Here is a 25,504-nt window from a genome sequence, read left to right as displayed (position 1 = left end):
TATTGGTTGTTCACCGAACCGCTATAGCGCTTTGAATGCTGCTAAAAACCGCTCCCTCGCCTGCTTGTGATCGACTATTGGAGTCGGGTAATCGTCGCGCCCTTGCTGTTTCAGCCACGCCGCTGGTGCATGAATCTGTTTGGCTGGACAATCTTTTAATTGCTTCACCCATTTACGGATGTAGCTACCGTCAGGATCAACTTTTTCGCTTTGCAGAGTTGGGTTAAATACGCGGAAATACGGCGCTGCGTCAGTGCCTGTTGAGGCGCTCCATTGCCACCCACCGTTATTTGCAGCAAAGTTGCCATCTATCAGGTTTTGCATAAAAAATTTCTCGCCCCAACGCCAATCAATCAGTAAGTCTTTCACCAAAAAGTGCGCAACAATCATACGCACCCGATTATGCATCCAGCCTTCGTTGGCTAATTGCCGCATGCCTGCATCCACAATTGGATAACCTGTTTCACCGTTACACCACGCCTTAAAAAGCGCTTCGTCCCGGTGCCAGCGCATCGCGTCGGTATGTTGTAAAAATGCTTTACCACGACTTAAGCGTGGCACATGCTGCATCAAGTGCAAATAGAACTCACGCCAAATCAGCTCGTTTAACCATGTATCAGCACCTTTATTGAGGCCTGCAGGAAATTGCGGGCTCATCTCAGCCAATAAACTCACGGCTTGCCATGGTGACAGAAGGCCTAATTCCCAGTACGGAGATAACCTCGATGTACTATCTAAACCCGGAATATCGCGCTCAGCAGCATAGTCCTCAACCCGTGTCGCCAAATAGTCGCGCAGCGCTTGCTGAACCGCTTTTTCACCCACCACCCAGGCACTTGAATCGCGGCGCGGGTAATCGACAACCGGCATTTTAGCTGGCGCAACGGCTGCGCGCTCCGGTAAGGCTTTTGCGCGCGGTATACCGTGTTGGCGCACGTACTCGCGCCAGGCACGCGAAAACGGCGTGAATTTTTGATAGATATTGCCGGTTTGAGTGGTCAAAACGGGCGGAACGACAAGGCTTCCATGATGGCGATGTACCTGAACACCGTGTTCTTCAAGCACGGCAGCTACGGCGCCATCGCGACTTCTTTCATGTTCCGGGTATTCGGCGTTGTAATGCAGTGCGGTTAATTCATGCTTTTGAGCGAAACGTTTCACACTTTTAGCTGCGTTTGCCCACGAATCAATCACTTCAATAGTTAACGAAACACCGTGGGTTGCGGCATCATGCACAAAACTCTCGAGGTGCCGACACAGTAAATCCCATTTTATCGGCGCCCAGTCGTGCGCTTCCATTTGTTGCGGACAAAGTAACAGCAAGGCTGGAATGTCACGCTGTTGCCCGTTGGTTACGCTGGCAGCCGAGACTGCTGGGTTGGCAGTTAACCGCACGTCGTTACGAAACCATACCCCTGCATAATCACTCATAATGCGTACCTCAGCTTTAAATCAGCCGGATACGGATTCAAATAACGCTGGCCTGCCAAATAGCTGTTCGGATACTCACGCAAATAATGCCGCAATAAGGTTAAAGGCGCTAATAACGGTTGCACGCCATCGCGATAATCGAGAATCAACTCACTTAACTCTGCTTTCTGTTGCTTGGTCAGTTCATCGCTAAAGTAGCCCTGAATGTGCTGCAATACATTGGTGTGATTGGCACGCGTTGCAGGTTTACCTAATGCAGCCATGATGGCTTCAATGTATTGCTTGGCAAACGCTTCATTAATCTCGCTTTGCTCAGCCACTACCCTGCCCAAACGCCGATACTCTTGCTGATTATGTGCAAGTAGCAATAACTTCAATTCAGTGTGAAAGCTTAATAAGTCTGATTTTCGCAGTGGTTGCGGCAGTTGCTGCCAAGCATTGAATACAAACACACGCATAATAAAGTTTTCACGCAACGGCGCATCATTCAGCCTGCCGTCTTCTTCTAAAGGCAGTGCAGGATGTAACTCGCGCAAACGTTGCACAAATATACCTTGCGCTTCTTTGCGGGCGTGCCCGGTTTCTGGGTCGTACAGCTTCACCCGTTCCATACCGCAGCTTGGTGACTTTGCACACAACACATACCCACTAATCTGTTTTAGATGCGCATTAGCTTTGTCGGCAAACTGAGCCAAACGCTCAGTAACATCGTCGCCAGTTTTTGGAATGACGGCGCGCACACCATGAGGGTGCTGCTCTAACCGAATGGTTGGCCGCGGTACTGGCAAGCCAATACCAACTTCGGGACACAATTTAACGAATTCAACATGCCGCTCCAGCTCATTTGCGCAAAAGTCTGAACGTTTATGCCCACCATCAAAGCGCACTTGATCACCCAACAAACAAGCACTGATACCAACTTTTATCGCCACCGGTACACTCCTTTTCGGTTGCTGTTATTACCTATAAAACGCCTATAAATCATGATCACTCGCTCTACAGTGATCAAAAATACGAAAAATTGCTACAAAAGTTCACCCTAAATGAATCCATTTAACCGCATGCAGCGTAAGTTCAACAGTGCAAATAACGAGGTAAAATTCAGTATGTCTGATGCGCAGCAAACTATTCCACTGTTTCCTTTGTCCGGCCATGTATTACCCGGCGGAACCATGCGCTTGCGCATTTTTGAGCCGCGCTACGTGCGCATGGTAAAAGAGTCATGCAATGGCACCAACAGCCGACCCATCGGTATGTGTATGTTAAATGATCAAGGTAATACCGGTAGCAATACCCACATACATCCAATCGGTACATCGGTAACCATCGTTGATTTTGAGCAACTCCCTGATGGCTTGCTCGGCATTACTGTAGCCGGCCAGGGCTTATTCCGTATTACCGACATGACGGTGGAAGAAGACGGCTTGCGCGTTGGTCATTTTGAAGACCATCCAGTATGGCCTTCACAACGTCTTAGCAGCGATAGAGCATTTCTGGCGGAACAATTGGTAGAGATTTACAAAACATACCCCGAACTGGCTGTGGATTACACCAGTGAACAGCTGCAGCAAGCCGATTGGGTTTGCTTACGTTGGTTAGAACTTATTCCAGTCAGTGCGCAGACAAAACAAGAATTATTGCAAAGCCCGAGCGTCGATGGCGCATTAACGTTTTTATGCGATTTAGTGGAAGCAAGCCAAGAATAAACAAAATTTGGTGATCCGCTTAAATTTATTACGCGTAAAAGAGAGTAATTGTTGAATATCCCAGTGGGTATAACTTACTATGCAGACAGCAACTGACCTAATAACAAAACGGAACACTATGCCTTCTGCGCAGCCGGACAATCCGGAACATGCTGCCGATTTGCTCGCGAAGATAGCTTCGGAGCAATCACGTGCTGCTTTTAGCGAATTATTTCGTTATTTCGCACCACGTTTGCAAGCTTATGCAACGCGTCAATTCGGTAACGAGCAAACTGCTATGGACTTGGTTCAAGAAACCATGACGAACGTGTGGCATAAAGCGCACTTGTTCAAGCCTGACCGCGGTTCTGCAGCTACCTGGATATTCACCATTGCCCGTAATATCCGCTTTGATTTATTGCGTAAGAACAAACACCGTCAAAACGATTTAAGTGCCGACGATTTATGGCCTGTGTTAGCTGAGCAAAATGATTCGCTTGACGACGACTACGCGCTGGATAACGACTTATTGATGCAGCAACTCGCTGTGTATTGTGAACAGTTACCCAAAGCACAACGGACTGTAATAGAGCTGATTTACGTTGAAGGCAAATCGCAGCAAGAAGTTGCCGATGCCCTTGAAATTCCGTTGGGTACGGTAAAGTCTCGCACCCGTTTAGCATTACAGAAGTTGAAAGAGTTGATAAAGCACGATGATTAAATTCCATCCTTCAGAACAGCACTTAGTGCTCTATGCCGCTGGCGAATTAACCCCTGCCATGTTGATGATGGTTGGAACGCATGTTGATATGTGCGCTCACTGCCAGTCACATGTTCAGGACATCGAAGAACAGATGGCCAGCAAACTGTTTGGTGACAACGAGCAGTTAGCTCGCCGCGCGAGCTTCGACGAGCAGCAAATGTTGCAGGCGATATTTAATTCGCAAGCACCTGCTGCCTCTGTACCAACAGCAGCGAACGACAGCTTATATCTTGAAGGGCAACGCTTTGCGTTACCGCCAACCCTGGCGCGTAACCATCACCATATTGGTGAGTGGAGCCGACTGCCAGGTAAGATATGGCGCGCCCCAGTTCGTGTGGGCGGTGAAGAAATGCTTAACTTCATTTATATGGCTGAGCATGCGTCACTCCCTGAGCATACGCATAAAGGTAATGAAGCGACGCTGGTGGTAAATGGCGTGTTTAACGACGAACATAATGAATACCGCGATGGTGACTTCATGTTATTGGACGGCAGCCACAAACACTCGCCAGCCACGCAAAATGAAGACTGCTTAACCATTGCCGCACTTGAAGGGCCGTTGCATTTCACAACAGGCTTAAGTCGACTGCTCAACCCATTCAGTAGTTTATTCTTTAAATAACTGCCGTTGCTGGAAACGAAAAAGCCGCTCAGATGAGCGGCTTTTTTAGTTAAACATTCGCTTATTCAGCGGTCTTTGCACGACTAACACGCTGCTTCAGCTTCTGACCTGGGCGGAAGGTAACCACCCGGCGCGCAGAAATTGGAATATCTTCACCCGTTTTTGGGTTACGTCCCGGTCGTTGGTTTTTGGTGCGTAACTCAAAGTTACCAAAACCCGAAAGTTTCACCTCTTCCCCGCTTTCCAGAGAACGTCTAATTTCCTCAAAGAAGTTTTCGACCAGATCTTTTGCATCACGTTTATTCAAACCAAATTTCTCGAACAAATGTTCTGCCATTTCTGCTTTGGTCAGCGCCATAGCTTACTCCCTTAGGGTTGCCCCAAATTCAGATGTGAGCATTTCAACCACTGCGGCTACCGCTGCATTGATTTCGTTGTCTTCAAGAGTGCGCTCTGGATGTTGCAGTGTCAACGATAAGGCTAAACTGCGATGCCCATCTGCTACGCCAGCCCCTTGATATACATCGAATAAGTTTAGGTCAACTAAATGATTTACGCCAATATTTTCAATTGCCGCGAGAATTTCGCCTGCAGCAATCGTATCTTTAGCCACAATCGCCAAATCACGGCGAATTGACGGATACTTCGAAATCGGCTGTGCTTGCGGCACGTAGCGCTGTTGTATCGCTGCAAGCTCCATTTCAAACACAAAGGTTCGGCCATTCAAACCAAGCTTTTTCTCAAACTGTGGATGCACAGCACCAATATAACCTACGCGTTTCTCGCCGCGGAAGATAGCCGCCGACTGACCCGGATGAAGTGACGGATGCAAATCTGCAACAAAGCGAAACTCATGCGCCGCACCCGTGAGTGCTAATAAGGCTTCAACGTCACCTTTAATGTCGTAAAAATCTACTGCACGTTCGCCGTCGCTCCAATGCTCGGCGTGAGCTTTACCCGCCCGAATACCGGCAATCATTGGTTGCTGTACCACACCATTCTCGGCTTTTTCATCTGGCAAAAAGCGTAACCCGGTTTCACAAAACGCCAAGCTTTGCTGCTGACGCTTTTGGTTATGTGCGACAGCACTGATAAGACCCGGCCACAGGCTTACTCGCATGGACGACATGTCCACTGAAATTGGAAATGGTAACGTCAACGCTGCCGTTTCATCAAACAACATGGCTTGATGCTTCGGGTCCACAAAACTATAGGTGATTGCTTCCTGATAGCCGCGATCAATCAACGTGTTCTTAAATGTGCTTGCGGTAAGCTGTGCTTCTTGGCGTGGAATCATCCGTAGCTGGGCCGCTGGGGCGGCAGCTTCGATACGGTGATAGCCGTAAATGCGCGCAACTTCTTCAATCAAATCTTCTTCAATGCTGATATCAAAACGGAACGTTGGTACCGTTACATCCCAGCCAGCGTCGGTAACCATCACGGTAAACCCTAAGCGTTGCAGAATTTCAGTCACTTCATTGGCAGCAATATTGATGCCCAACACGCGTGCTAAACGCTCCGCACGCAGGGTCACCTGTGCCGCTTGCGGCAGGTGTTCATCTGATTTTGCTTCAACAATTGGGCCCGCTTCACCACCACAAATATCAAGTAAGAGCGCGGTGGCACGTTCCATTGCCGTACGCTGCAATTCTGGGTCTACACCGCGCTCATAGCGGTGCGATGCGTCGGTGTGCAAACCAAACCGACGCGCCCGGCCAGCAATGCTGTCTGGGTCAAAAAATGCGCTTTCTAAAAATACGTTAGTGGTGGTTTCAGTCACACCACTGCCTTCGCCACCAAAAATACCAGCCATTGCTAAAGCTTTTGCTTCGTCAGCAATGACTAGAACGTCGTTCTGTAAGGTGACTTCGGTGCCGTCTAACAAGGTCAGTTTTTCATTGGCTTCAGCCATACGCACATGCACTGCGCCTTGCAGCTTATCGTTGTCAAACGCGTGCATGGGGTGACCCAGTTCAATCAACACGTAGTTGGTGATATCAACAACTGGGTCAATGCTGCGAATGCCACTGCGGCGTAAACGCTCTTGCAACCACAACGGAGTATCGGCGTTCAAATTAATGTTGCGAACAACACGGCCTAAATAACGTGGGCATGCAGCAGGTGCATCCAGCACTACCGCACGTTGCTCGTCATGGCTAGCGGCTATCGCCTTGATGTCCGGTTCGCTCACTTCTAAACGGTTTAGCACCCCAACTTCGCGGGCAATACCACGCACACCCAAACAGTCAGCGCGGTTTGGCGTTAAATCAACATCCAAAATTACGTCATTCAGGTCTAAATAGTCACGGTAGTCTGCACCCACCGGCGCATCAGCCGGTAGCTCAATGATACCATCGTGATCATCGCTTAAACCCAACTCTGAATTTGAGCACAACATGCCGTGTGAAGGCTGACCACGCAGCTTCGCTTTTTTGATTTTGAAATCACCAGGTAATACTGCGCCCACAGTTGCTACAGCAACTTTGAGGCCTTGGCGGCAATTAGGTGCGCCACAGACAATCGTTACCGGCTCAGCAGTACCTAAGTTTACTTCGGTAACTTGCAGTTTGTCGGCATCAGGGTGCTGCCAACATTTGACAACTTCGCCAACCACCACGCCAGAAAACACTTCAGCGACCGGCTCAATGCCGTCAACTTCAAGACCAGCCATACTCAACTGCTCTGACAACGCAACGCTATCAAGTGCAGGATTGACCCAGGTACGTAACCACTGTTCACTAAATTTCATCTGCTTACCCGGCTTTTAGTTGAATTGTTTCAAGAAACGCACGTCATTTTCAAAAAATGCGCGCAGGTCATTGACGCCATAGCGGAGCATGGTTAAACGCTCAACGCCCATACCAAACGCAAAGCCGGTATACTTTTCGCTATCAATACCAACGGCTTGTAATACACTTGGGTGCACCATACCGCAACCTAAAACTTCCAGCCATTTACCGTCTTTACGGCGTACATCCACTTCTGCCGAAGGCTCAGTGAATGGGAAATAGGATGGACGGAATCGAACTTCGAGCTCTTCTTCAAAGAAGTTGACCAGAAAGTCTTCTAAAATACCCTTCAACTGGGTGAAGCTCACGTCAGTATCAACCATCAAACCTTCCACCTGGTGAAACATGGGGGTATGGGTCTGATCGTAGTCATTACGGTACACGCGGCCCGGCGAGATAATGCGCAGCGGCGGCTGTTCCTTTTGCATGGTACGAATTTGAACGCCTGAGGTCTGCGTTCGTAGCATGGTTGTTGGGGTAAAATAAAATGTGTCGTGATCTGCTCGCGCCGGATGATTGGCCGGAATATTCAATGCATCAAAGTTATGGAAGTCATCTTCCACTTCAGGGCCTTCAACGGTACGGAAACCTAAATCACCAAAGAACGCCTCAATACGCTGAATGGTTTTAGTCACCGGGTGAAAGCCACCTACTTGCGCCCGACGGCCCGGCAGGCTCACATCGATGCGTTCTGCGGCGAGCTTTTGTGCCAGCTCTGCCTGCTTTAATTCATTATTACGCGCGTTGATGAGTTCTTGTACACGCTGCTTTGCATCATTAATTGCTTGGCCAGCGGCAGGACGCTCTTCAGGGCTTAGTTTACCTAGGCTTTTCAACTGTTCTGTAAGTTGACCTTTTTTACCCATGTAATCAACCCGAACTGCATCAAGTTCTTGCGGGGTGGTTGCCGTAGCAACGGCTGCTTCAGCGGCAGCTACAATGTCAGATAACGCCATGATCGTCCTCAGTTATGACCAACGCGGTTTCGCTTTGCTTTCGTCAAGATATCAAAGTGCTCAATGATACCGAAAAAGCATAAAAAAAGGGAGCGATTACGCTCCCTTTTTAAACTTTTCAACTTACTTACAGAGAGCCTTTCGCTTTCTCTACCAAAGCAGCAAAACCGTTTTGGTCATGAACTGCGATGTCAGCAAGAATTTTACGATCGATTTCTACAGATGCTTTTTTCAAGCCATTGATAAAGCGGCTGTATGACAAACCGTTTTGACGCGCTGCAGCGTTGATACGAACAATCCACAATTGACGGAATTGACGTTTCTTCGCACGGCGGTCGCGGTATGCGTACTGACCTGCTTTGATAACTGCTTGCTTCGCTACGCGATAAACACGTGAACGAGCACCATAATAACCTTTCGCCTGCTTCAGGACTTTCTTGTGACGCGCGCGCGCTGTCACACCACGTTTAACTCGTGCCATTTGCTATCTCTCCTTCCCTTACGCGAATGGTAACATACGCTGAACTAAGCCTACGTCAGACACGTGCACCATGCTTTTCGCACGTAGGTGACGTTTCCGCTTCGAGCTCTTTTTGGTCAGGATGTGACGCAAATGAGACTGTTTACATTTAAACCCGCCTGAAGCGGTTTTTTTGAAGCGCTTCGCTGCGCCTCGTTTCGATTTCATTTTCGGCATGAAAATAACTCCGCATTGTTAACAACAAGTGTAACAGGGTGAGTTTGGTTATTGCTGGCAAATTGCCATCACTAACCGCCCTACTTGCAAACCACAGTTACTTCTTAGCAGGGGCCAGAACCATAATCATCTGGCGACCCTCAGCACGTCTTGGGAACGATTCGCAAGTTGAGATTTCGGCTAGGTCATTCTTAATGCGCTCTAGCAGTTCGATACCCAACTCTTGGTGTGCCATTTCCCGGCCACGGAAACGGATAGTGACTTTAGTTTTGTCACCTCCCTCCAGAAAGCGAGTCAGGTTGCGCAGTTTTACCTGATAATCGCCCTCGTCAGTTCCAGGACGGAATTTAACTTCCTTAACCTGGATCTGTTTCTGGTTTTTCTTTTGCTCTTTCGCGTTCTTAGCTTTCTCGTAGAGGAACTTACCATAATCCATCAGACGACAAACTGGTGGCTCCGCATTCGGGCTAATTTCCACCAGATCAACACCAGCAGCTTCCGCTGCCTCAAGAGCTTCTTGAATACTCACGACACCAATCTGTTCAGCTTCAACGCCAATTAATCTTACCTCTTTGACGCGAATATCTTCGTTGATACGATTTTTGTCCGCAGCTTTCTGAGTTCTTTTTCCGCCTTTAATGGTCATTCCTCCAGTCAATTAACTAATCTTGCGGCTGTTTACTTCATCGCTAAGTTCTGCAATAAATTGCTTTAACCCTTTAACACCGTGGTCTTCACCGCGACGAGTACGCACCGCAACCGCTTTGTTCTCGACTTCTTTATCGCCGACAACCAACAAATATGGAACACGTTTTAAAGTGTGCTCGCGGATTTTAAAGCCTATCTTCTCATTTCTCAAGTCAGCAATGGCTCTAAATCCAAGTTTATTCAATTCTTTTACTGTTTCGATAGCATAATCACGCTGATTATCGGTAATATTCATCACCACAACCTGCGTTGGCGCAAGCCACGTTGGGAAATACCCCGCATATTCTTCAATAATAATACCCATGAAGCGTTCAAGCGAGCCCAAAATGGCACGGTGTATCATCACCGGTGTGTGGCGTTCGTTGTCTTCGCCCACATAAGTTGCACCTAATCGGCCTGGCAGCGCAAAATCGAGCTGCACAGTACCACACTGCCATGCACGACCGAGACAATCGTGCAAAGTAAATTCAATCTTCGGACCATAAAAAGCGCCCTCACCCGGCAAATATTCAAATTCAATGCCGTTGTTTTTCAATGCATCAGCTAATGCTTGTTCAGCACGGTCCCATGTCGCGTCGTCACCCAAACGTTTCTCTGGGCGGGTTGACAGCTTCACCACGATGTCTTGGAAACCAAAGGTTTTATAGGTTTCATAGACCATCTTAATACAGCCACTGACTTCTTCTTGCACTTGTGCGTCGGTACAGAACACGTGCGCATCGTCTTGCGTGAAGCCACGCACACGCATCAAGCCATGCAAGGCACCCGAAGGTTCATTACGATGGCACGAACCAAACTCAGCCATACGCAACGGCAAGTCACGGTATGATTTTAAGCCTTGGTTAAATATTTGCACGTGGCCTGGGCAGTTCATCGGCTTAATCGCATACTCACGATTTTCTGACGCCGTAGTAAACATCAGCTCTGAGAATTTTTCCCAGTGACCAGAACGCTCCCACAACACGCGGTCCATCATTAATGGGCCTTTTACTTCTTGGTAGTTGTACTCACGCAGTTTTTCGCGAATAAAACGCTCAAGTTCCAGGAATACAGCCCAACCATTGTTGTGCCAGAACACCATGCCCGGCGCTTCCTCTTGCCAATGGAACAAGTCTTGCGTTTTACCAATTTTACGGTGGTCACGCTTTTCTGCTTCTTCCAAACGCTGCAAATAGGCTTTTAATTGCTTTTTATCGGCCCACGCAGTGCCGTAAACGCGCTGCAACATTTTGTTGTCAGATTTACCGCGCCAATAGGCCCCAGCAACTTTCATAATTTTGAAATGCTGGCAAAAGCGCATGTTTGGTACGTGTGGCCCACGGCACATATCCACGTATTCTTCATGATGGTACAAACCTGGACGATCATCTTTGCTGATATCGTCATCAAGAATTTCAATTTTGTACGGTTCATGGCGGCTGACAAAAGTTTCGCGCGCTTCGGCCCAGCTCACCTTTTTCTTAACCACTTCATATTCAGTTTTTGCCAGCTCGAGCATACGTTTCTCGAGCGCTTGCAAGTCGTCTGCAGTTAACGTGTGTTCCATATCAACATCGTAATAAAAACCGTTGTCGATAACCGGACCAATCGCCATTTTTACATCTGGGAACATTTGCTTCAGCGCATGGCCAAGCAAGTGAGCACACGAGTGACGAATAATGTGAACACCATCGTCATCTTTCGGCGTAATGATCTGAACGGTTGCGTCGTCGGTAATTAAGTCACATGCATCTGCCAGTTCGCCATTAATGCGACCAGCAACTGTTGCTTTGGCCAAACCGGGGCCAATATCCAGAGCAACATCGAGAATAGATACAGGTTTATCAAATGTACGTTTACTACCGTCGGGAAGCGTTACTACAGGCATGAATTTGTCCTTTTCACAGTGGTGGCACCTACCAAGTGTCACTTGTTATTTTAGAAAGGCCACACTATAGCGTATGATGCCCGCCATGGAAAGCCTAGTCACCTCTTTGATTGGTCCAATTGCGGCCCTTACAGCGGCATTATTTTGGGCACTTGCGACGCTACTTTATAGTCAGGCGGGTAGTTTTTTGTCCGCCAGTCAATTGAATTTAGTAAAAGGTGTTATAGCCTGCCCGTTACTGCTGCTTGCTGGCTGGTTCACCGGGCAATTGGTTGCACTTGAAGGCAATACCGCCACTTACCTATTATTAGCCAGTGGCGTTATTGGTATTACCTTGGGTGATACGCTGTATTTTTCCGCATTACGTCGGTTGGGCCCCTGGCACACCATGCTGCTTGAATACCTGGCCCCGCCCTTTGCTGCTTTGCTGGCATGGATATTGTTGTCACAAGGCATGCGTGGCTATGAGATTTTGGCTGCACTGGTGATTATATTCGGGATTTTTGTGGTTATCAGTGAAAAGCCACGCCATGCTGAGCGCGTTGCACTGAGTGTCAGCGGTATAGCAGCAGGTGTGGGCGCCGCGCTCTGTCAGGCGCTTGGCCTCGTTATGTCCTTTCATGCACTGCAAGAGTTTGACATGAACCCGCTCAATGCCGCGTTGTTGCGTCTGTTGGCTGGCACCGTTGCGTTAACAATTGCACTGCTTGTGTTACGTCCGTCATTAATTGGTACTACCCGTGCAGCGCTTCGCCATACGTCCATTCCTTGGCTACTCACCGCCATTGTTATGGGCACTTTCTTGGCTATTTGGTTACAACAAACTGCCATTGCCTATATCAACCCAGGCCTCGCACAAACACTTTTAGCTACTGCACCGCTGTGGTTAATTCCCATTCAGTGGTTACGCGGCCAAGCGCTCTCGGCACGCAGCATTACCGGCGCACTCATTGCTGTGGCCGGAATTTCACTGTTGTTTGGAATTCAATAAGTTAGGCAGGCCTGCGTTAAATCGGCGTCAAATCACAAGCATTTTCTGCAATCTGGGCCATACTCATGGTAACAGTTAACACGCATTGGGAGGCTTATCATGAATGCGGATAAACTCTACGACGCTAGCCTAAGCTGTCCCTATTGTGGGCATCATATACACGTGAGCATCGACGCTTCGGCAGGCGACCAAGATTACCAGGATGAATGCCGCGCTTGCGGCGCTGATATTCATTTACTTGTCAAACTCGACGAAGTGAACGACAAAATATTAGTGCGTGTCGCCAGCGACGACGAAAATTTTTATTAACGTTGCACCACTTCAACGTGCATTGCAGCCAGCCGCTGTAGCAACTGCTTGTGACGAAACAAAGGCCACCATTCGTATAAAAATATTTGTAATGGTTGCCACATTGCCACCCAACAAACAATGAGTAACCCTTCAGAGACGAAGTCTAACGGTTTCGATTGTGGAAAATAATGTTGCAGTGCGTCGCTTGCTCCAAAGCAAACAATTAAAAATAGAATGCCAACTAATAAGCTGAAACGCCCACGCCGCATAAGACGGCTAAACTCTTGGCTTGCGCGCCCTACACTTGCAGTAAAATAGCTCTGTACGGCGTCACTTACTCGCGACTGAGCCCGTTCAATATCAGCAACTTCCGCAACCGTAATATGTAACTTAAATACACCGTCACTTGGGTGTTCTTGCGCCCAACTCAAAATAAATTCTTCTGCTGCTGGGTCAAGGTCGCGCCCAACAAAAGGTGACGGATCAAACGAATTGAAAAGTTGCTCTACGGTGCGTAACTGAAGCTTGATGATATGCTCGTTATTGCCCACACCTTTCTACCCCGCTAATTTAACGCGCTGTACGTTGCCGCAACACACGTTCAACAGTTTCGACAATTGTCATCGTTTGCTGATCGAACTCAAGATTAACTATTTTAGCATGCTCAAGATTGGTTAAGCGCAACGTTTCCGGTATTAAATGTAAGCTAAAACGGTTACTTTCTACCTGTCCAACCGTCAAACTTGCACCGTTTACGCTAATAAAGCCTTTCGGCAACACATAAGCTTGGAACTGCGCAGGAAACTCAATCCATAACGCGAAGTTATCTGCACTTTGTTCACGTTTTACAATTGAGCCCAGCCCATGAATATGGCCTGACACATAATGCCCACCCATTTCATCGCCAACCTTCAATGAACGCTCAAAGTTAACAGTATCACCCACCGCTAACTGGCCGAGATTGGTTAATCGTAGTGTTTCATCAATAATGTCAAAGCTTACCGTGTCTTCAGTAAAAGCAACGACCGTTAAACAACATCCGTTAATTGCTATGCTGGCACCCAATGCAACCTGCTCAAGATGTTTCGGCGCAACCTTCAGGGTTAACTGACGGAAGTTTTCACGATCGTTAAGCTGGGCAACGGTGGCTTGAGTTTGTACAATTCCTGTGAACATTGATTCTTCTTCAAAGGCTGTTGGAATGCGACGAATTGTAACGTTAAACGCCTTATTTGGCTATATAGTCCTGTTTATGGTGAGTGCCTGTAATCCGGCCCCAACAGGCTTACATCAGCTGCACGACTATCAACAGCGTGTCGCCAATACGTTAGCTGTAGAGCCTGTTATTTATAAGCCGTTAACTGCATTGCGCGCGCCAACCGCGCGAGACGTGCAACTCACCATACCAAGGTTGCAGCTGTCACTGCTTGACTCTATGCGCTTGGACACCTGCAAGGCGGGCCAACTGATTGCCGAACGCAATAGCGCCCTTGGCCGGCTTGAAGCTGGCATTATGCGCTACTATAACGACCGTAAGCTGTTAGCTGCGCTCTATGAATGCAGCACTCAGCTGGCCCAAGATAATCCGGATCTAGCGGCACGGGTGCTGGAACAGGCTCAAGCCAAAGCCGAACTTATGCCCATGCTGTTACTGCAGGCTCTAAGCAACGATAAGAGTGTTCGCAACGTTGTATCGATGGCCGACAGGCCGCTGGCAGTTGCCGACAGCAGCATTTTTGCCACGCGAATCGACTCACTCAATACGGTGCTGCGGGTCATCGACACTGATGCGGAACTGCCTACCGAATCTGAGCTTTCGGCAGCGCTTGAGCAACTGGAAAAAGACCGCTACATAGCGCAACTCTGGCGCGCATTGCAGGAAAACCGTAAGTACCTGCAGCAACTCCAACCGTTAGTGGCCGAAATGAGTGCCCCTGCTGGATGTTTGAGTGCTGGGGTGCCCACGCGTGCTCGTGTGTTGCGACAAGTGTTTATCAATAGGTTCTCTGGGCCCGTACAACAACATATTGGCGAACTGACACGACAAAGTCGGCAACTCACCCCATACGTAGAAGCCCTAGCTGTTGCTACCAACGCCGCTGACATATGGCAACAGCATCTGCGACAAATTGGCGCACTCGATGATCAACTGATTGACGCTACCCGTAGCCATGTTGAGTATTGGCAACAATTCTTTGCAGATTGTAATTTTGAACCCGGTGCGTAGGTTAAATGAACCCGCGCGAGCAGTTGGCGATTACTCAGAATTATGATAACTTATTGATAACGATTCTCATTTGTATGTGAGTGTTCAAATCAATCGCTTTGGCTGTAGGAGGCCCTATGAAACTTATTCCGTTACTAACCGCTTTGACCTTTTCTTTAGCTTTAACAGCAGCGCCTGCGCTTGCGAGCGACGATGACAAACGCCCCGATCATTTCAAAGGCAAACCGTCTGAAACCCTTGAGCAAGCATTAGATAACCTGCGTGAATACAATGCCAAATTAACGGAAGTAATGAATGGCGAATTAACACCGCAAAAAATGGCTGAAATTCATCAACTCACCTACACCCTTGAAGTTGCATTGCAACGCTTAGATGACGAAGTGGATGGCCTGAAAGACGTTTTAGAAAACGTGCATAAAGGCTCCGAGCACATGGACTTTGACAAAGTAACGAAGAACGCGAAACAATACCTGGACACATCCAACAAAATCGTGAACTAGTTGTTCTTCGTACAGAGGAAATCATGAGCTTTAAAAGCACAGAGAATTACATCGTGGCCGATGACCTCGGCCTTGCGGTTAATGCCGCTGTTACGCTCGAAAAACCTTTACTGATTAAAGGTGAACCGGGCACGGGTAAAACGCGCCTTGCTGAAGAATTGGCAGAAAGCTTAGGGGTTCCCCTGCTACGCTGGCAAATTAAGTCCACCACCAAAGCCCAACAAGGGCTGTACGAGTATGACGCGGTATCGCGTTTGCGCGACAGCCAGCTTGGTAGCGACAAGGTGCACGACATTGCCAACTACATTAAGCCCGGTAAGCTTTGGCAGGCCTTCACCGCACCTGAGCGGCCGGTATTGTTGATTGACGAAATAGACAAAGCGGATATTGAATTCCCAAATGATCTCTTGCACGAACTCGATCAAATGGAATTTCACGTGTACGAAACCGGCGAGCAAGTGCGCGCCGAACACCGCCCCATTGTCATCATCACGTCAAATAACGAAAAAGAACTTCCCGACGCCTTTTTGCGCCGCTGTTTTTTTCATTACATTAAATTCCCAGAAGCCGAAACCTTGGCACAAATTGTTCAAGTGCATTATCCCGACATTCGCAAGAACCTGCTCAGTACTGCACTCGAGGTTTTCTTTGACTTACGCGGTGTGCCAAATTTAAAGAAAAAACCTTCCACCTCAGAGCTTATTGATTGGCTGAAACTGCTCTTAGCAGAAGACATTAGCCCCGCTGAACTGAACAAGCGTGATGGCTTAATGCCCATGTTTGGTGCCTTGTTAAAGAACGAACAAGACGTGCAGTTAGTTGAAAAGCTTGCCTTTATGTCGCGCCGCAACGCGTAGGTTTTATTATGCTCATCGAGTTTTTTCTGTGTTTACGTAAACACGGACTTAAAACCAGCCTCACCGAGTTACTCGATCTACTGGGTGCGCTTGAACGTGGCCTCGTATTCGCCAGCGTTGATGACTTTTATACCCTAGCCCGCATGGTGTTAGTGAAAGATGAAAGCCAATACGACCGGTTCGACCGAGCCTTTGCCGAGTACTTTGAAGGCGTTGAACAGGTCGATCTGGCGCAAGCGATTCCAGCCGAATGGCTCGAGCGCAGCTTGCAGCGTCAGCTTAGCGATGAAGACAAAGCCAAACTCAAAGCCCTTGGCGGCCTAGATGATTTGCTCAAAACCTTTCGCGAACGCTTAGCTGAGCAGCAGAAGCGCCACGCTGGCGGCAACAAGTGGATAGGTACAGGGGGCAGTTCGCCGTTCGGTGCCTACGGCTACCATCCCGAAGGCATTCGCATTGGCCAGGACGGCAGCAACCAGCGCCGCGCCGTAAAAGTTTGGGACAAACGCGAATTCCGTGATCTGGATGGTGATGCTGAGTTAGCCAACAGAAATGTACAGCTGGCTTTGCGCAAGTTACGAAAGTTCGCCCGCACTGGCGCCACCGAAGAACTTGATCTGAACGCCACCATTCGCGCCACCTCGCAAAAGGCAGGCTTGCTCGATTTGAAATGGCAGCCCGAACGCCATAATGCAGTAAAAGTTCTGCTGCTATTCGACGTGGGCGGCTCAATGGATGATTACATTTACGAGTGCGAACAGCTATTTGGCGCGGCGCGAAATGAATTTAAACACCTCGAGTTTTTCTATTTCCACAACTGTGTGTATGAACACGTTTGGAAAGACAATAGCCGCCGCTACGAAGATAAGTTACCCGTGCTGGAACTGATCAATCGCTATGGCCGCGACTACAAATTGATATTCGTTGGCGACGCAACGATGGGGCCTTACGAAATTGCATACCCTGGCGGCAGCGTGGAGCACTGGAATGAGGAGCCTGGCGCCGTGTGGATGCAACGCTTACTGCATCACTTTTCCGATTCTGTGTGGTTAAACCCGCAGCCCACCAGCCATTGGCGTTACTATCAATCTATTGATCTCATGCAACAGCTAATGAGCCAGCGCATGTACCCGCTAACTCTAGACGGAATTAGCGCAGCGATTACGACGCTGTTGAAAAAATCTGTCGTAGCCGGGGTGCCTGCGCCATCAAACTCTTAAGTGTGTAGTCATTAAGATAGTTGTAGAACACCTCTTTACCACGGGCCACAATGCCTTTTAATTCGCAGGCGGGCAACGCAACACAATATGGATTTTCGCACTCTATCCACTTCTCGTCACCTTCAAGCTGACGAATAACAAACGCCAACGAGATATCTTCGGGGCGTTTTGCTAATAAAAAACCGCCGTTTTTACCGCGGCGTGTTTCAATCAGCTCCAACCGGCCTAAATGGTGCACCACTTTATTCACGTGATTTGCTGATAAACTGAAGGTATCGCATATTTCCCGAATGGTGGCTAATTTCGGCTTTTCATCGCTCTGCTCGGCATCAAAACTTGCCAGATACATGAGTATCCGTAATCCATAATCCGTGTATTTTTTTAATTGCATAACAAGTTCCAAGCTAGGCCGCACAGGCAGTAAGCAGAATCATAAGGTGCATTTCGAACGCATTATAGTACACAAGAATAATCCAATCACTCAATCCTTGATATTCATCAAACATACATTCATAATGCACGTATAAACATACATTAAGGATGTAGGTTATGAACAATTCAAGCTCAGCCAACTCACTTTTAAAACGGGCCAACACGGCAATGGTCGTCTTTTTAGTATTGTTTGTTGTTGTCGCTTACCTTGCATGGGGCCTTGAAGCTCAGTTCCCACTGATGCTGATTGCTGTTTTGCATTTTCTGCAGATATTGCTTGCTGGCTTATTCAAACTTTCCTACGTGGTGCGATTAATAGCGCAGAACCAACTTGGTCAGCCTCTGCGCTAGAATAGCGTTAATAACCTTCCATAGCTGCAAGGCCAATTCCGCCTAGTATGGCCATCAACATGAACAAGACTATCGCGATAACCACCCAGAGCAACATCGCCCGGGCCCAGTTTCGTTTACTTAAAGGTGTTGAATGACTCGATGCCCACACAATTAATAAAATAAGTCCGACTAACGGTATGCCCACTAAAAAAATAGATAGAAACCAGTTTCCGGTACTTGTGTGTTCCGGATTTACATAGGGGGCTGAGACGTTATTTGATGCGGGGGTATTTGATTGTTCCATGGATTTATTCCTGTTTTTATTATGATTTTTAAAGACTTTTCACAATTTTCATTGTGAATTTAAGCATAAGTTACCGGCTCAAATTTGCAAACAAATTAATTTTTGGGTAATTGGCTTGACCAAACTCAAAGAATTCTCGACCTATCAGCATATACTGGCACCCACATACACTTCAGTTGTGGAGGTGATCATGGACGTTGTGCTAACCCATCACCATGATGTACTCGCTGCGCTGCATGCGCCTGAGCAATTTAGTAACAAGGTTTCCTCGCATTTAAATGTTCCCAATGGCATGGACGGCTCCGAGCACCTCGCCTATCGCGCACTCATTGAACCGTTTTTTAGCGCCGCAGTGCTGACACAGTTTCAACCCAAATTACAGGTGGTCATTGACGAGCTGTTCGATAGTATTGCAAGTCATAACATCGTGGAGATATCAGATACTATTGGCCATCAATTTGCGCTACAGGCGCAATGTGCATTTATGGGGTGGCCGGTAGCACTCGAACAACGCTTAACCGCGTGGATGGCTGCGCAGAAAGCGGCAACCGTGGCACAAGATCGCCCTGCACTGCATGCTTTAGCCGCAGAATTTAGTGCTCTTGTTATAAAGCAGCTAGAGCGCGCGCGCCACGGCGAGAACGATCCTCAATCGATCACCGCAAAACTCACGCAGTTGCAACTAAATGGCGAACCGTTGTCAGATGAGTATCTGGTTAGCATTATTCGTAACTGGACCGTCGGCGAGCTGGGGACCATAGCGGCGGCCGTCAGTTCTATTATTGAGTTTTTAGCTGCCAACCCAGTGGTGCAAAAACAGTTACGTAAGGCGCCTGAGCACATTGATCATGCCATTGATGAACTATTGCGTATTGCCGCACCATTGCCAAGCAACCGTCGCCGCACCACATGCCCAGTGACGCTTGGTGATCAACATATCGACAGCGATACTCTGGTACGTATTGATTGGCGCGCAGCCAACCGCGACCCACAGGTATTTGACCAGCCCGAACAGTTTCAATGGCATCGCGACCCATCACTGAATCTACTTTATGGTGCAGGCATTCATGTATGCCCCGGTAAACCATTGGCACAGCTGGAATTACGTTTATTCGCTGAGGCGCTATTGATGCGCGTTCCGCATATTGAATAGATACCAACGATAGGCGTTGACGGAAAAACTCAATAGTGTTTCACTTCTTTAAATTGTTAGGAGTTAAACCATGAGTGATCGCGACAAGTACCTAGCCCAAACCCACACCGTGGAAAACCAGCCGCCGGCGCTTGAAAATTACAACTTGTATGCCGAAGATCACGCTCTGCAAGCCGCTGTAAAACGCGAGGGCGCAGCATGGGCCGAACAAGATATCGCGCGCTTCGGCGCCGAATGTGGCCTACCTGAGCGCATCGCACTGGGATTTGCAGCCAACGCCAATAAACCTTCTCTACAAACTCATGATCGCTTTGGTGAGCGCATTGATCAGGTCGATTTTCACCCCAGTTATCACCAGTTGATGGACATTGCCATCACCGAAGGCCTGCACGCCAGCCCTTGGTCGAAACCTGGCCCTGGCGCCCATGTGGCGCGCGCTGCTAAGTATTACCTGCATACCCAAGTGGAAGCAGCACACGGCTGCCCCATTACCATGACCTTTGCAGCAATTCCGGCGTTGCACCATCAACCCGATTTATTAGAACAATTTGGCGCAAAAATCATGGTACCGCAATACGATGGGCGCAATGTGCCGGATACGATGAAACGTGGCTTAACCATCGGCATGGCTATGACCGAAAAGCAAGGCGGCTCAGACGTACGCACTAACACCACCAAAGCCTATGCAATTGATGCGAGCGGCCCGGGCCAAGCGTATGAACTGGTAGGCCACAAATGGTTTGTTTCAGCCCCCATGTGCGATGCCTTTTTAGTTCTTGCGCAGGCACCCGGCGGTTTGTCGTGCTTCTTATTGCCCCGTTGGCGCCCTGATGGCAGCAAAAATGCCTTACAAATTCAGCAGTTAAAAAATAAGATGGGTAACGTGGCCAATGCCTCCAGCGAATGTGAACTGCGCGGCGCCTTGGCATGGATGGTCGGCGAAGAAGGCCGTGGCGTGCGCACCATCATTGAAATGGTTGCCATGACGCGCTACGACTGCATGATCGGTTCATCAGCGGGCATGCGCCAAGCCACTGTGCAAGCGCTGCACCACGCCCACCACCGCTCAGCATTTGGCGCCCGTTTAAGCGAGCAGCCATTAATGCAAAACGTGTTGGCTGATTTAGCCTTAGAAAGAGAAGCCGCAATGACGCTAACCATGCGCATGGCGCGGGCTATGGACCAGCAAGACAATGAACACGAACGGTTATTGGCACGCATCGCAACGCCAATTGGCAAATACTGGATATGCAAACGTGCACCAAACCACGCCTACGAGGCGATGGAAGCCATTGGTGGTATGGGCGTGATGGAAAATACCATTATGCCGCGCCTATTCCGCGAATCGCCAGTGAATTCGATTTGGGAAGGCAGTGGCAACGTGCAATGTTTAGACATTCTGCGCGCCATTCAAAAAGAGCCCGAAGTACTGGATGCTTACTTTGTTGAGCTTGCCAAAGCAAAAGATGCAAACATACTGTTTGATCGCTTTGTTGAAGCGCTGCAGCACGACTTTCGCAGCATTGCACCAGAACAATGGCAATATCACGCACGCCAATTTGCTGATCGCATGGCTGTCGCCTTGCAAGGTGCGTTATTGCTGCAACACGCGCCAGATTATGTCGCAGAAGCTTTTTGTGCCAGCCGCCTCGCATCGCAGGCTCACTTTAATTACGGTAGCTTGCCCAGTGGACTTGATGTGCGTGCCATTATTAGCCGCGCCACCCCGACTTTATAAAGGACAACCCATGATTATCCCAGCATACGTAGCCCGCAACGCACGTAAGTTTCCAGACTACGAAGCCGTGATTAATACCGGGGTGCGCAGCACTTGGCTTGAGCTTGACCAACACGTTAACGGCTTCGCTGAAGTTCTGGCCAATGACTACAACATTAAGCAGGGTGATCGGGTTTGTTTGGTGCTACCTAATAACTACGCCTTTGTTGTTGCCCATTTTGCCATTCAGCGCCTCGGCGCCATTGTTGCACCCGTAAACGTCAAGCTAACCGCGAACGAACTGGGCTATATATTTGACAATGCCGAGGCCAGCTTAATCATTACCTGCGACCTTACCAGCGCAGGCGCGTTGGCGGCGGCCAAACAAGCTAACATCAATCATTTGGTGATTAACGACATGCCCGCCTTTGTCACAACCAACAGCAGTGGCCGGGCCTTCAACAAACTTGACGAATACGCCATAACCGAATCGGCCACCCTACTTTATACCTCCGGCACCACAGGGCGCCCGAAAGGCGTGTTGTTTGACCACCGCGCACTACTATTTGTGGGCATGATGTTCGCCACCGAAATGAATTACGCCCCAGAAAGCCGATTGCTGTCGCTGATGCCGTTTACCCATTCGGCACCTTTGAACCTCTCGTTGGTAGGCGGCACGCTGATGGGCTGTACCCACATCATAGCGCCAACCTTTACACCTGATTTATTGCTTAATTTGGTGGAGCAAGAAAGCTGCACCCACTTCTTTGGCGCGCCAGTGGCCTATCTACTTACCGCTCAGCACCCGCAAGTGAGCAACTCCAACCTAAGCAGCATGACGCATTGGATATATGGCGGTGGCCCATTGGCCGGTGACCAAGCCCACCGTGTGCAAAAAGCATTTGGCAGCGATCAGTTTTATTGTGTGTACGGCTTAACCGAAGCAGGCCCAACCGGGAGCCTGTTACTGCCCCATGAGCATGCTGACAAAGCAGGTTCAGTTGGCCGTCGCGCGGCAGCCTTTACCGAAATACGTGTGGTTAACGCCGACGGCGATATTGCTGGTGTTGATGAAGCCGGCGAAATACATATTGGCGGCGAAGGCATCATGCGCGAGTACTGGCGCAATCCCGAAGCCACCGCGGAAATATTCACCGCCGATGGGTGGATACGCACCGGCGATATCGGTGTGCGCGACGCCGATGGTTTTTATTGGGTAAAAGACCGCATCAAAGACTTAATTATCACCGGCGGCGTGAACGTGTATCCGCGCGAAGTAGAAGACGCTCTGGCAAGCCATCCTGCGGTGCTTGAAGTGGCGGTTATTGGCGTGCCGCATGATCAATGGGGCGAAAGCGTGAAAGCCTATGTGGTGCTCAACGAGCCATTAGACGAAGACGCCCTACGCACCCATGTGGCCAAGCGCTTGGCCGATTATAAACGCCCGCGGGTGTATCAGTTTGTTAACGAACTGCCACACAACGCCAACGGCAAAGTACTCAAACACCAGTTGCGGTAATTGCTGGGGTTGCACACAAACTAGACACTCGGCACGCGGGCGGCAAAAAACGCTTGCGCCTGCGCGTCGAAATTACTAATATAGCGCCCGTTCCACGCCTGTGGAGCCACTTCCAAAAATGTGCGTCCGTAGCTCAGTTGGTTAGAGCACTACCTTGACATGGTAGGGGTCGGTAGTTCGAGTCTACTCGGACGCACCACTTTTCCAGAATTCATATCCCGATGTAACCATCACTACCCTAGTCGAATTTGTAGTTGACTTAATAAAGCTAACTTGTTCTTATCTAAAGCTTAATTGCATTTATAATAAGGACATTACATGTTGTTTAACAAAAAAGTTGCTCTAGTAGTCACCCTCTCATCGTTCATTATCACACCTTTAGCCTCTGCAAATGAAAACACCGCCCCGAGCTTCGATCATGTTGGTGCAAGTTATGTGAATTACGACATTGCTGACGAATCATTAAGTGGGTTCGGCATTCACGTTGAAAAAGCGTTTAATGAGCACGTATTTTTTAGTGCGAAACATACTGATGTCTCAGAAGAGTTCGCCATTGTCACAAACCAAGGCACGGTAAATACTGAAGTATCAGCGCTGCTGACACACGGTAATCTTGGCTATAAGTTTTTTAACAACGGTTCTACTGTAATGTACGGTAGCGTCGGTTACACACGCGCAAAAGCGTCTGGTTCTGCCACCGATACAACGGGCAGTTTTCTTGGTGAAATAAGCGAAAGTGACTCTGGCATGAACGCTCAATTGGGTCTTCGTTCACGTTTTGCCACAAATATAGAAGTTGATTTTTCGGTACGACATATCGATATTGCAGACGAAACGGATCAAGAGTTGAGCTTTATTGGCCGTTATTACGGACAGCAGAATTTGAGCTTTTTTGCAGGCTATCGTCATTTAGATAGTGATGCGAGCAGCTTTGAATTCGGTGTTAGTTATCATTTCTAAATTTTAAAAGCTCCAGTGCTTAAAGGCGCTGGAGCTTTGCTGTAAAACCACGACGTGTTGGAATGATTGTATCCATTGTCACCCCTCTGACATTCCAACTAATTCATGCATCACGCGTTCTATTTGCTCGCCATTTACCAAATGGTCTCCAAAAATTGCACACAAAGCTTGATCAATAGCCGCCTCCATGACCATGCCGTGGTGAATATGTTGAAACACCATAGATGCAATAGTCTTATATTCTTCCGTGAGGCCATTTTCTTTGCAGCACGTATTCATAGGGTCTGTCTCGTATAGTGCCGCATTGATTACCTCGACACTCATACGCTTCAATTGACGCGACGGACGCGATCCCGTGTAGCCACGTTTATCGAGCGCGGCATGCAGTTTATCAAATTGCAACTGACGACCGCGCACTGCGGTTGAGTTGGCATATGGCAACGTTTGCAGGCGCATGAGTTGATGAATGATTTGGTAGATAGAGGTTGTAGTCATTAATTTTCTTTTTAATTATTTTTCAATGTTTTTTAAACATCACTACTATACCTGACACTAGCGACACTATATGTCGTATATGTTCAGTCGGGAGCGCTCTGTGTGTTATCGCACAGTGAATTGAATTTTATCGGCGTAATCTCAACGATTCAGCCGTTCCAATTGAGTACCTTAGGAATACAAGTCATGACCACAGCTAAACTTCCGAAAGGATTACCTTCATGCCAGCGACGATTATCACGTCCGTGAAAAAACCTATAGCACTTATTGACAGTCATTCACCGAATCAAAACAAACTGCTGTATAGCCTTTCATTAGAAGTACAACAGCGTGTTTTCCCGCATCTTGAAATTATCGAGATGCCTCTGGGTAAAGTGCTTCACGAGTCAGGTGAATTGCTGCGTTACGTATACTTTCCCATCAGTTGCATTGTTACTTTGATACATGTATTGAAAGATGGTGCGTCTACCGAGGTTTCGGTTGTTGGAAACGATGGTTTAGTTGAGGTTTCGTTACTCATGAGTGGCGGAACCACCACCAGCCGAGCCGTGGTGCAGGGTTCCGGCTTTGCCTACCGCTTGGCTACAGAACACATTGAGCTGGAATTTCATCGTCATGGTGAATTGATGTTGTTAGTACTGCGTTATATTCAGACGCTATTAACCCAAATGTCGCAAACTGCCGTTTGTAATAGGCATCACAATATTGAACAGCAATTATGTCGCTGGCTGCTGCTGTCTTTAAATCTCGTCAAAGACAATCACTTAGCCATGACTCAAGCGCTAATCGCTAATACGCTCGGTGTACGCCGCCAAAGTGTCACGGAAGCTGCCAGGCGCCTTCATAAACACGGTGCCATTGATTATAATCGCGGTCATATATGGGTTACAAACCGCCATACAGTGGAACAACTGTGCTGCGAGTGCTACACCGTCGCTAAAACGGAGATCGATCGTTTAATGAACTAATCCCCAAAAGCAATTAACG

The 25,504-nt window shown here is 48.4% G+C and carries 29 protein-coding genes and 1 tRNA gene; 16 read left to right on the top strand and 14 right to left on the bottom strand.

Annotation, left to right across the window (positions count from 1 at the left end; genetic code table 11):
• Nucleotides 1-21: 21 nt before the first annotated feature.
• Nucleotides 22-1,431: a deoxyribodipyrimidine photo-lyase gene (phrB, locus tag ACN0UN_RS00365; RefSeq protein WP_417658211.1), complete on the bottom strand. Its 1,410-nt coding sequence runs from the start codon at nucleotides 1,429-1,431 to the stop codon at nucleotides 22-24.
• The gene (locus ACN0UN_RS00360) at nucleotides 1,428-2,363 is read right to left on the bottom strand and encodes a YbgA family protein (protein ID WP_417658210.1); all 936 of its coding nucleotides are present in this window, start codon (nucleotides 2,361-2,363) and stop codon (nucleotides 1,428-1,430) included. The genes phrB and ACN0UN_RS00360 overlap by 4 nt, the downstream gene beginning before the upstream one ends.
• A 111-nt stretch (nucleotides 2,364-2,474) precedes the next feature.
• Between ACN0UN_RS00360 and ACN0UN_RS00355 the strand changes: the two genes are divergently transcribed.
• From ACN0UN_RS00355 to ACN0UN_RS00345, 3 genes are all read left to right on the top strand, one after another.
• Complete coding sequence (locus ACN0UN_RS00355) at nucleotides 2,475-3,137, top strand: LON peptidase substrate-binding domain-containing protein (RefSeq protein ID WP_417658209.1); 663 nt, start codon at nucleotides 2,475-2,477, stop codon at nucleotides 3,135-3,137.
• A 118-nt stretch (nucleotides 3,138-3,255) separates the two neighbouring features.
• The gene (locus ACN0UN_RS00350; RefSeq protein ID WP_246013874.1) at nucleotides 3,256-3,837 is read left to right on the top strand and encodes a sigma-70 family RNA polymerase sigma factor; all 582 of its coding nucleotides are present in this window, start codon (nucleotides 3,256-3,258) and stop codon (nucleotides 3,835-3,837) included.
• Entirely contained in the window at nucleotides 3,830-4,501 is a 672-nt protein-coding gene (locus ACN0UN_RS00345; protein ID WP_417658208.1) for a ChrR family anti-sigma-E factor, read from the top strand. The genes ACN0UN_RS00350 and ACN0UN_RS00345 overlap by 8 nt, the downstream gene beginning before the upstream one ends.
• A 61-nt stretch (nucleotides 4,502-4,562) precedes the next feature.
• On the opposite strand, the gene ACN0UN_RS00340 is transcribed toward ACN0UN_RS00345, so the two are convergent.
• The 7 genes from ACN0UN_RS00340 to thrS form a co-directional block, all read right to left on the bottom strand.
• On the bottom strand, nucleotides 4,563-4,859 hold the full coding sequence (locus tag ACN0UN_RS00340) for an integration host factor subunit alpha (RefSeq protein WP_417658207.1): 297 nt from the start codon (nucleotides 4,857-4,859) through the stop codon (nucleotides 4,563-4,565).
• Nucleotides 4,860-4,862: 3 nt separating this feature from the next.
• Nucleotides 4,863-7,250: a phenylalanine--tRNA ligase subunit beta gene (gene pheT, locus ACN0UN_RS00335; protein ID WP_417658206.1), complete on the bottom strand. Its 2,388-nt coding sequence runs from the start codon at nucleotides 7,248-7,250 to the stop codon at nucleotides 4,863-4,865.
• 15 nt (nucleotides 7,251-7,265) lie between these two features.
• Nucleotides 7,266-8,246 (bottom strand): phenylalanine--tRNA ligase subunit alpha, encoded by a 981-nt coding sequence (gene pheS / locus ACN0UN_RS00330; protein WP_128351416.1) that lies wholly within the window; start codon nucleotides 8,244-8,246, stop codon nucleotides 7,266-7,268.
• Between the two features lie 127 nt (nucleotides 8,247-8,373).
• The gene (gene rplT / locus ACN0UN_RS00325) at nucleotides 8,374-8,727 is read right to left on the bottom strand and encodes a 50S ribosomal protein L20 (protein ID WP_128351415.1); all 354 of its coding nucleotides are present in this window, start codon (nucleotides 8,725-8,727) and stop codon (nucleotides 8,374-8,376) included.
• An 18-nt stretch (nucleotides 8,728-8,745) separates the two neighbouring features.
• Nucleotides 8,746-8,943 (bottom strand): 50S ribosomal protein L35, encoded by a 198-nt coding sequence (rpmI, locus tag ACN0UN_RS00320; protein WP_128351414.1) that lies wholly within the window; start codon nucleotides 8,941-8,943, stop codon nucleotides 8,746-8,748.
• A gap of 97 nt (nucleotides 8,944-9,040) precedes the next feature.
• Entirely contained in the window at nucleotides 9,041-9,589 is a 549-nt protein-coding gene (gene infC / locus ACN0UN_RS00315) for a translation initiation factor IF-3 (RefSeq protein WP_281277713.1), read from the bottom strand.
• A 12-nt stretch (nucleotides 9,590-9,601) separates the two neighbouring features.
• Complete coding sequence (gene thrS / locus ACN0UN_RS00310; protein WP_417658205.1) at nucleotides 9,602-11,518, bottom strand: threonine--tRNA ligase; 1,917 nt, start codon at nucleotides 11,516-11,518, stop codon at nucleotides 9,602-9,604.
• Nucleotides 11,519-11,603: 85 nt separating this feature from the next.
• Here thrS and ACN0UN_RS00305 point away from each other — a divergent pair, with 85 nt between their 5' ends.
• Nucleotides 11,604-12,509: a DMT family transporter gene (locus ACN0UN_RS00305; RefSeq protein WP_417658204.1), complete on the top strand. Its 906-nt coding sequence runs from the start codon at nucleotides 11,604-11,606 to the stop codon at nucleotides 12,507-12,509.
• Nucleotides 12,510-12,608: 99 nt separating this feature from the next.
• The gene (locus ACN0UN_RS00300) at nucleotides 12,609-12,818 is read left to right on the top strand and encodes a CPXCG motif-containing cysteine-rich protein (protein WP_128351411.1); all 210 of its coding nucleotides are present in this window, start codon (nucleotides 12,609-12,611) and stop codon (nucleotides 12,816-12,818) included.
• Here the strand turns inward: ACN0UN_RS00300 and ACN0UN_RS00295 are convergent.
• Entirely contained in the window at nucleotides 12,815-13,351 is a 537-nt protein-coding gene (locus tag ACN0UN_RS00295) for a hypothetical protein (RefSeq protein ID WP_417658203.1), read from the bottom strand. The two genes, ACN0UN_RS00300 and ACN0UN_RS00295, sit on opposite strands and share 4 nt — an antisense overlap.
• 19 nt (nucleotides 13,352-13,370) lie before the next feature.
• On the bottom strand, nucleotides 13,371-13,976 hold the full coding sequence (locus ACN0UN_RS00290; RefSeq protein WP_417658202.1) for a riboflavin synthase subunit alpha: 606 nt from the start codon (nucleotides 13,974-13,976) through the stop codon (nucleotides 13,371-13,373).
• A 25-nt stretch (nucleotides 13,977-14,001) separates the two neighbouring features.
• On the opposite strand from ACN0UN_RS00290, the gene ACN0UN_RS00285 reads away from it, so the two are divergent.
• The 4 genes from ACN0UN_RS00285 (at nucleotide 14,002) to ACN0UN_RS00270 (ending at nucleotide 17,604) form a co-directional block, all read left to right on the top strand.
• Nucleotides 14,002-15,027 (top strand): DUF3080 family protein, encoded by a 1,026-nt coding sequence (locus ACN0UN_RS00285; protein WP_417658201.1) that lies wholly within the window; start codon nucleotides 14,002-14,004, stop codon nucleotides 15,025-15,027.
• Nucleotides 15,028-15,143: 116 nt separating this feature from the next.
• The gene (locus ACN0UN_RS00280; RefSeq protein WP_417658200.1) at nucleotides 15,144-15,527 is read left to right on the top strand and encodes a DUF6746 family protein; all 384 of its coding nucleotides are present in this window, start codon (nucleotides 15,144-15,146) and stop codon (nucleotides 15,525-15,527) included.
• Nucleotides 15,528-15,550: 23 nt separating this feature from the next.
• Nucleotides 15,551-16,384, top strand: a complete 834-nt coding sequence (locus ACN0UN_RS00275) for an AAA family ATPase (protein WP_417658199.1) — start codon at nucleotides 15,551-15,553, stop codon at nucleotides 16,382-16,384.
• Nucleotides 16,385-16,392: 8 nt separating this feature from the next.
• On the top strand, nucleotides 16,393-17,604 hold the full coding sequence (locus tag ACN0UN_RS00270; RefSeq protein WP_417658198.1) for a vWA domain-containing protein: 1,212 nt from the start codon (nucleotides 16,393-16,395) through the stop codon (nucleotides 17,602-17,604).
• Here the strand turns inward: ACN0UN_RS00270 and ACN0UN_RS00265 are convergent.
• Nucleotides 17,546-17,995 carry an RrF2 family transcriptional regulator gene (locus ACN0UN_RS00265; protein WP_417658197.1) on the bottom strand — a complete coding sequence of 150 codons (450 nt, stop codon included), beginning with the start codon at nucleotides 17,993-17,995 and terminating at the stop codon, nucleotides 17,546-17,548. The two genes, ACN0UN_RS00270 and ACN0UN_RS00265, sit on opposite strands and share 59 nt — an antisense overlap.
• A 158-nt stretch (nucleotides 17,996-18,153) precedes the next feature.
• On the opposite strand from ACN0UN_RS00265, the gene ACN0UN_RS00260 reads away from it, so the two are divergent.
• Nucleotides 18,154-18,387, top strand: coding sequence for a hypothetical protein (locus ACN0UN_RS00260; RefSeq protein WP_417658196.1), 234 nt, complete (start codon nucleotides 18,154-18,156; stop codon nucleotides 18,385-18,387).
• Between the two features lie 7 nt (nucleotides 18,388-18,394).
• On the opposite strand, the gene ACN0UN_RS00255 is transcribed toward ACN0UN_RS00260, so the two are convergent.
• Nucleotides 18,395-18,673 carry a hypothetical protein gene (locus ACN0UN_RS00255; RefSeq protein ID WP_417658195.1) on the bottom strand — a complete coding sequence of 93 codons (279 nt, stop codon included), beginning with the start codon at nucleotides 18,671-18,673 and terminating at the stop codon, nucleotides 18,395-18,397.
• A gap of 190 nt (nucleotides 18,674-18,863) precedes the next feature.
• Between ACN0UN_RS00255 and ACN0UN_RS00250 the strand changes: the two genes are divergently transcribed.
• From ACN0UN_RS00250 to ACN0UN_RS00230, 5 genes are all read left to right on the top strand, one after another.
• The gene (locus ACN0UN_RS00250; RefSeq protein WP_417658194.1) at nucleotides 18,864-19,826 is read left to right on the top strand and encodes a cytochrome P450; all 963 of its coding nucleotides are present in this window, start codon (nucleotides 18,864-18,866) and stop codon (nucleotides 19,824-19,826) included.
• Nucleotides 19,827-19,896: 70 nt separating this feature from the next.
• The gene (locus ACN0UN_RS00245) at nucleotides 19,897-21,564 is read left to right on the top strand and encodes an isovaleryl-CoA dehydrogenase (RefSeq protein WP_417658193.1); all 1,668 of its coding nucleotides are present in this window, start codon (nucleotides 19,897-19,899) and stop codon (nucleotides 21,562-21,564) included.
• 10 nt (nucleotides 21,565-21,574) lie between these two features.
• Nucleotides 21,575-23,062, top strand: a complete 1,488-nt coding sequence (locus tag ACN0UN_RS00240) for a class I adenylate-forming enzyme family protein (RefSeq protein WP_417658192.1) — start codon at nucleotides 21,575-21,577, stop codon at nucleotides 23,060-23,062.
• Nucleotides 23,063-23,184: 122 nt separating this feature from the next.
• Nucleotides 23,185-23,261, top strand: a tRNA-Val gene (locus ACN0UN_RS00235).
• A gap of 119 nt (nucleotides 23,262-23,380) precedes the next feature.
• Nucleotides 23,381-24,022, top strand: coding sequence for an outer membrane beta-barrel protein (locus tag ACN0UN_RS00230; protein ID WP_417658191.1), 642 nt, complete (start codon nucleotides 23,381-23,383; stop codon nucleotides 24,020-24,022).
• 78 nt (nucleotides 24,023-24,100) lie between these two features.
• On the opposite strand, the gene ACN0UN_RS00225 is transcribed toward ACN0UN_RS00230, so the two are convergent.
• Entirely contained in the window at nucleotides 24,101-24,517 is a 417-nt protein-coding gene (locus tag ACN0UN_RS00225) for a hypothetical protein (protein WP_417658190.1), read from the bottom strand.
• A gap of 221 nt (nucleotides 24,518-24,738) precedes the next feature.
• Between ACN0UN_RS00225 and ACN0UN_RS00220 the strand changes: the two genes are divergently transcribed.
• Complete coding sequence (locus tag ACN0UN_RS00220; protein WP_417658189.1) at nucleotides 24,739-25,485, top strand: Crp/Fnr family transcriptional regulator; 747 nt, start codon at nucleotides 24,739-24,741, stop codon at nucleotides 25,483-25,485.
• Nucleotides 25,486-25,504 lie beyond the last annotated feature (19 nt).

Origin of the sequence: Pseudidiomarina sp. (assembly GCF_048267825.1) — a bacterium.
GTDB lineage: Bacteria > Pseudomonadota > Gammaproteobacteria > Enterobacterales > Alteromonadaceae > Pseudidiomarina.
This window is presented reverse-complemented; position numbering and strand designations above follow the sequence as displayed.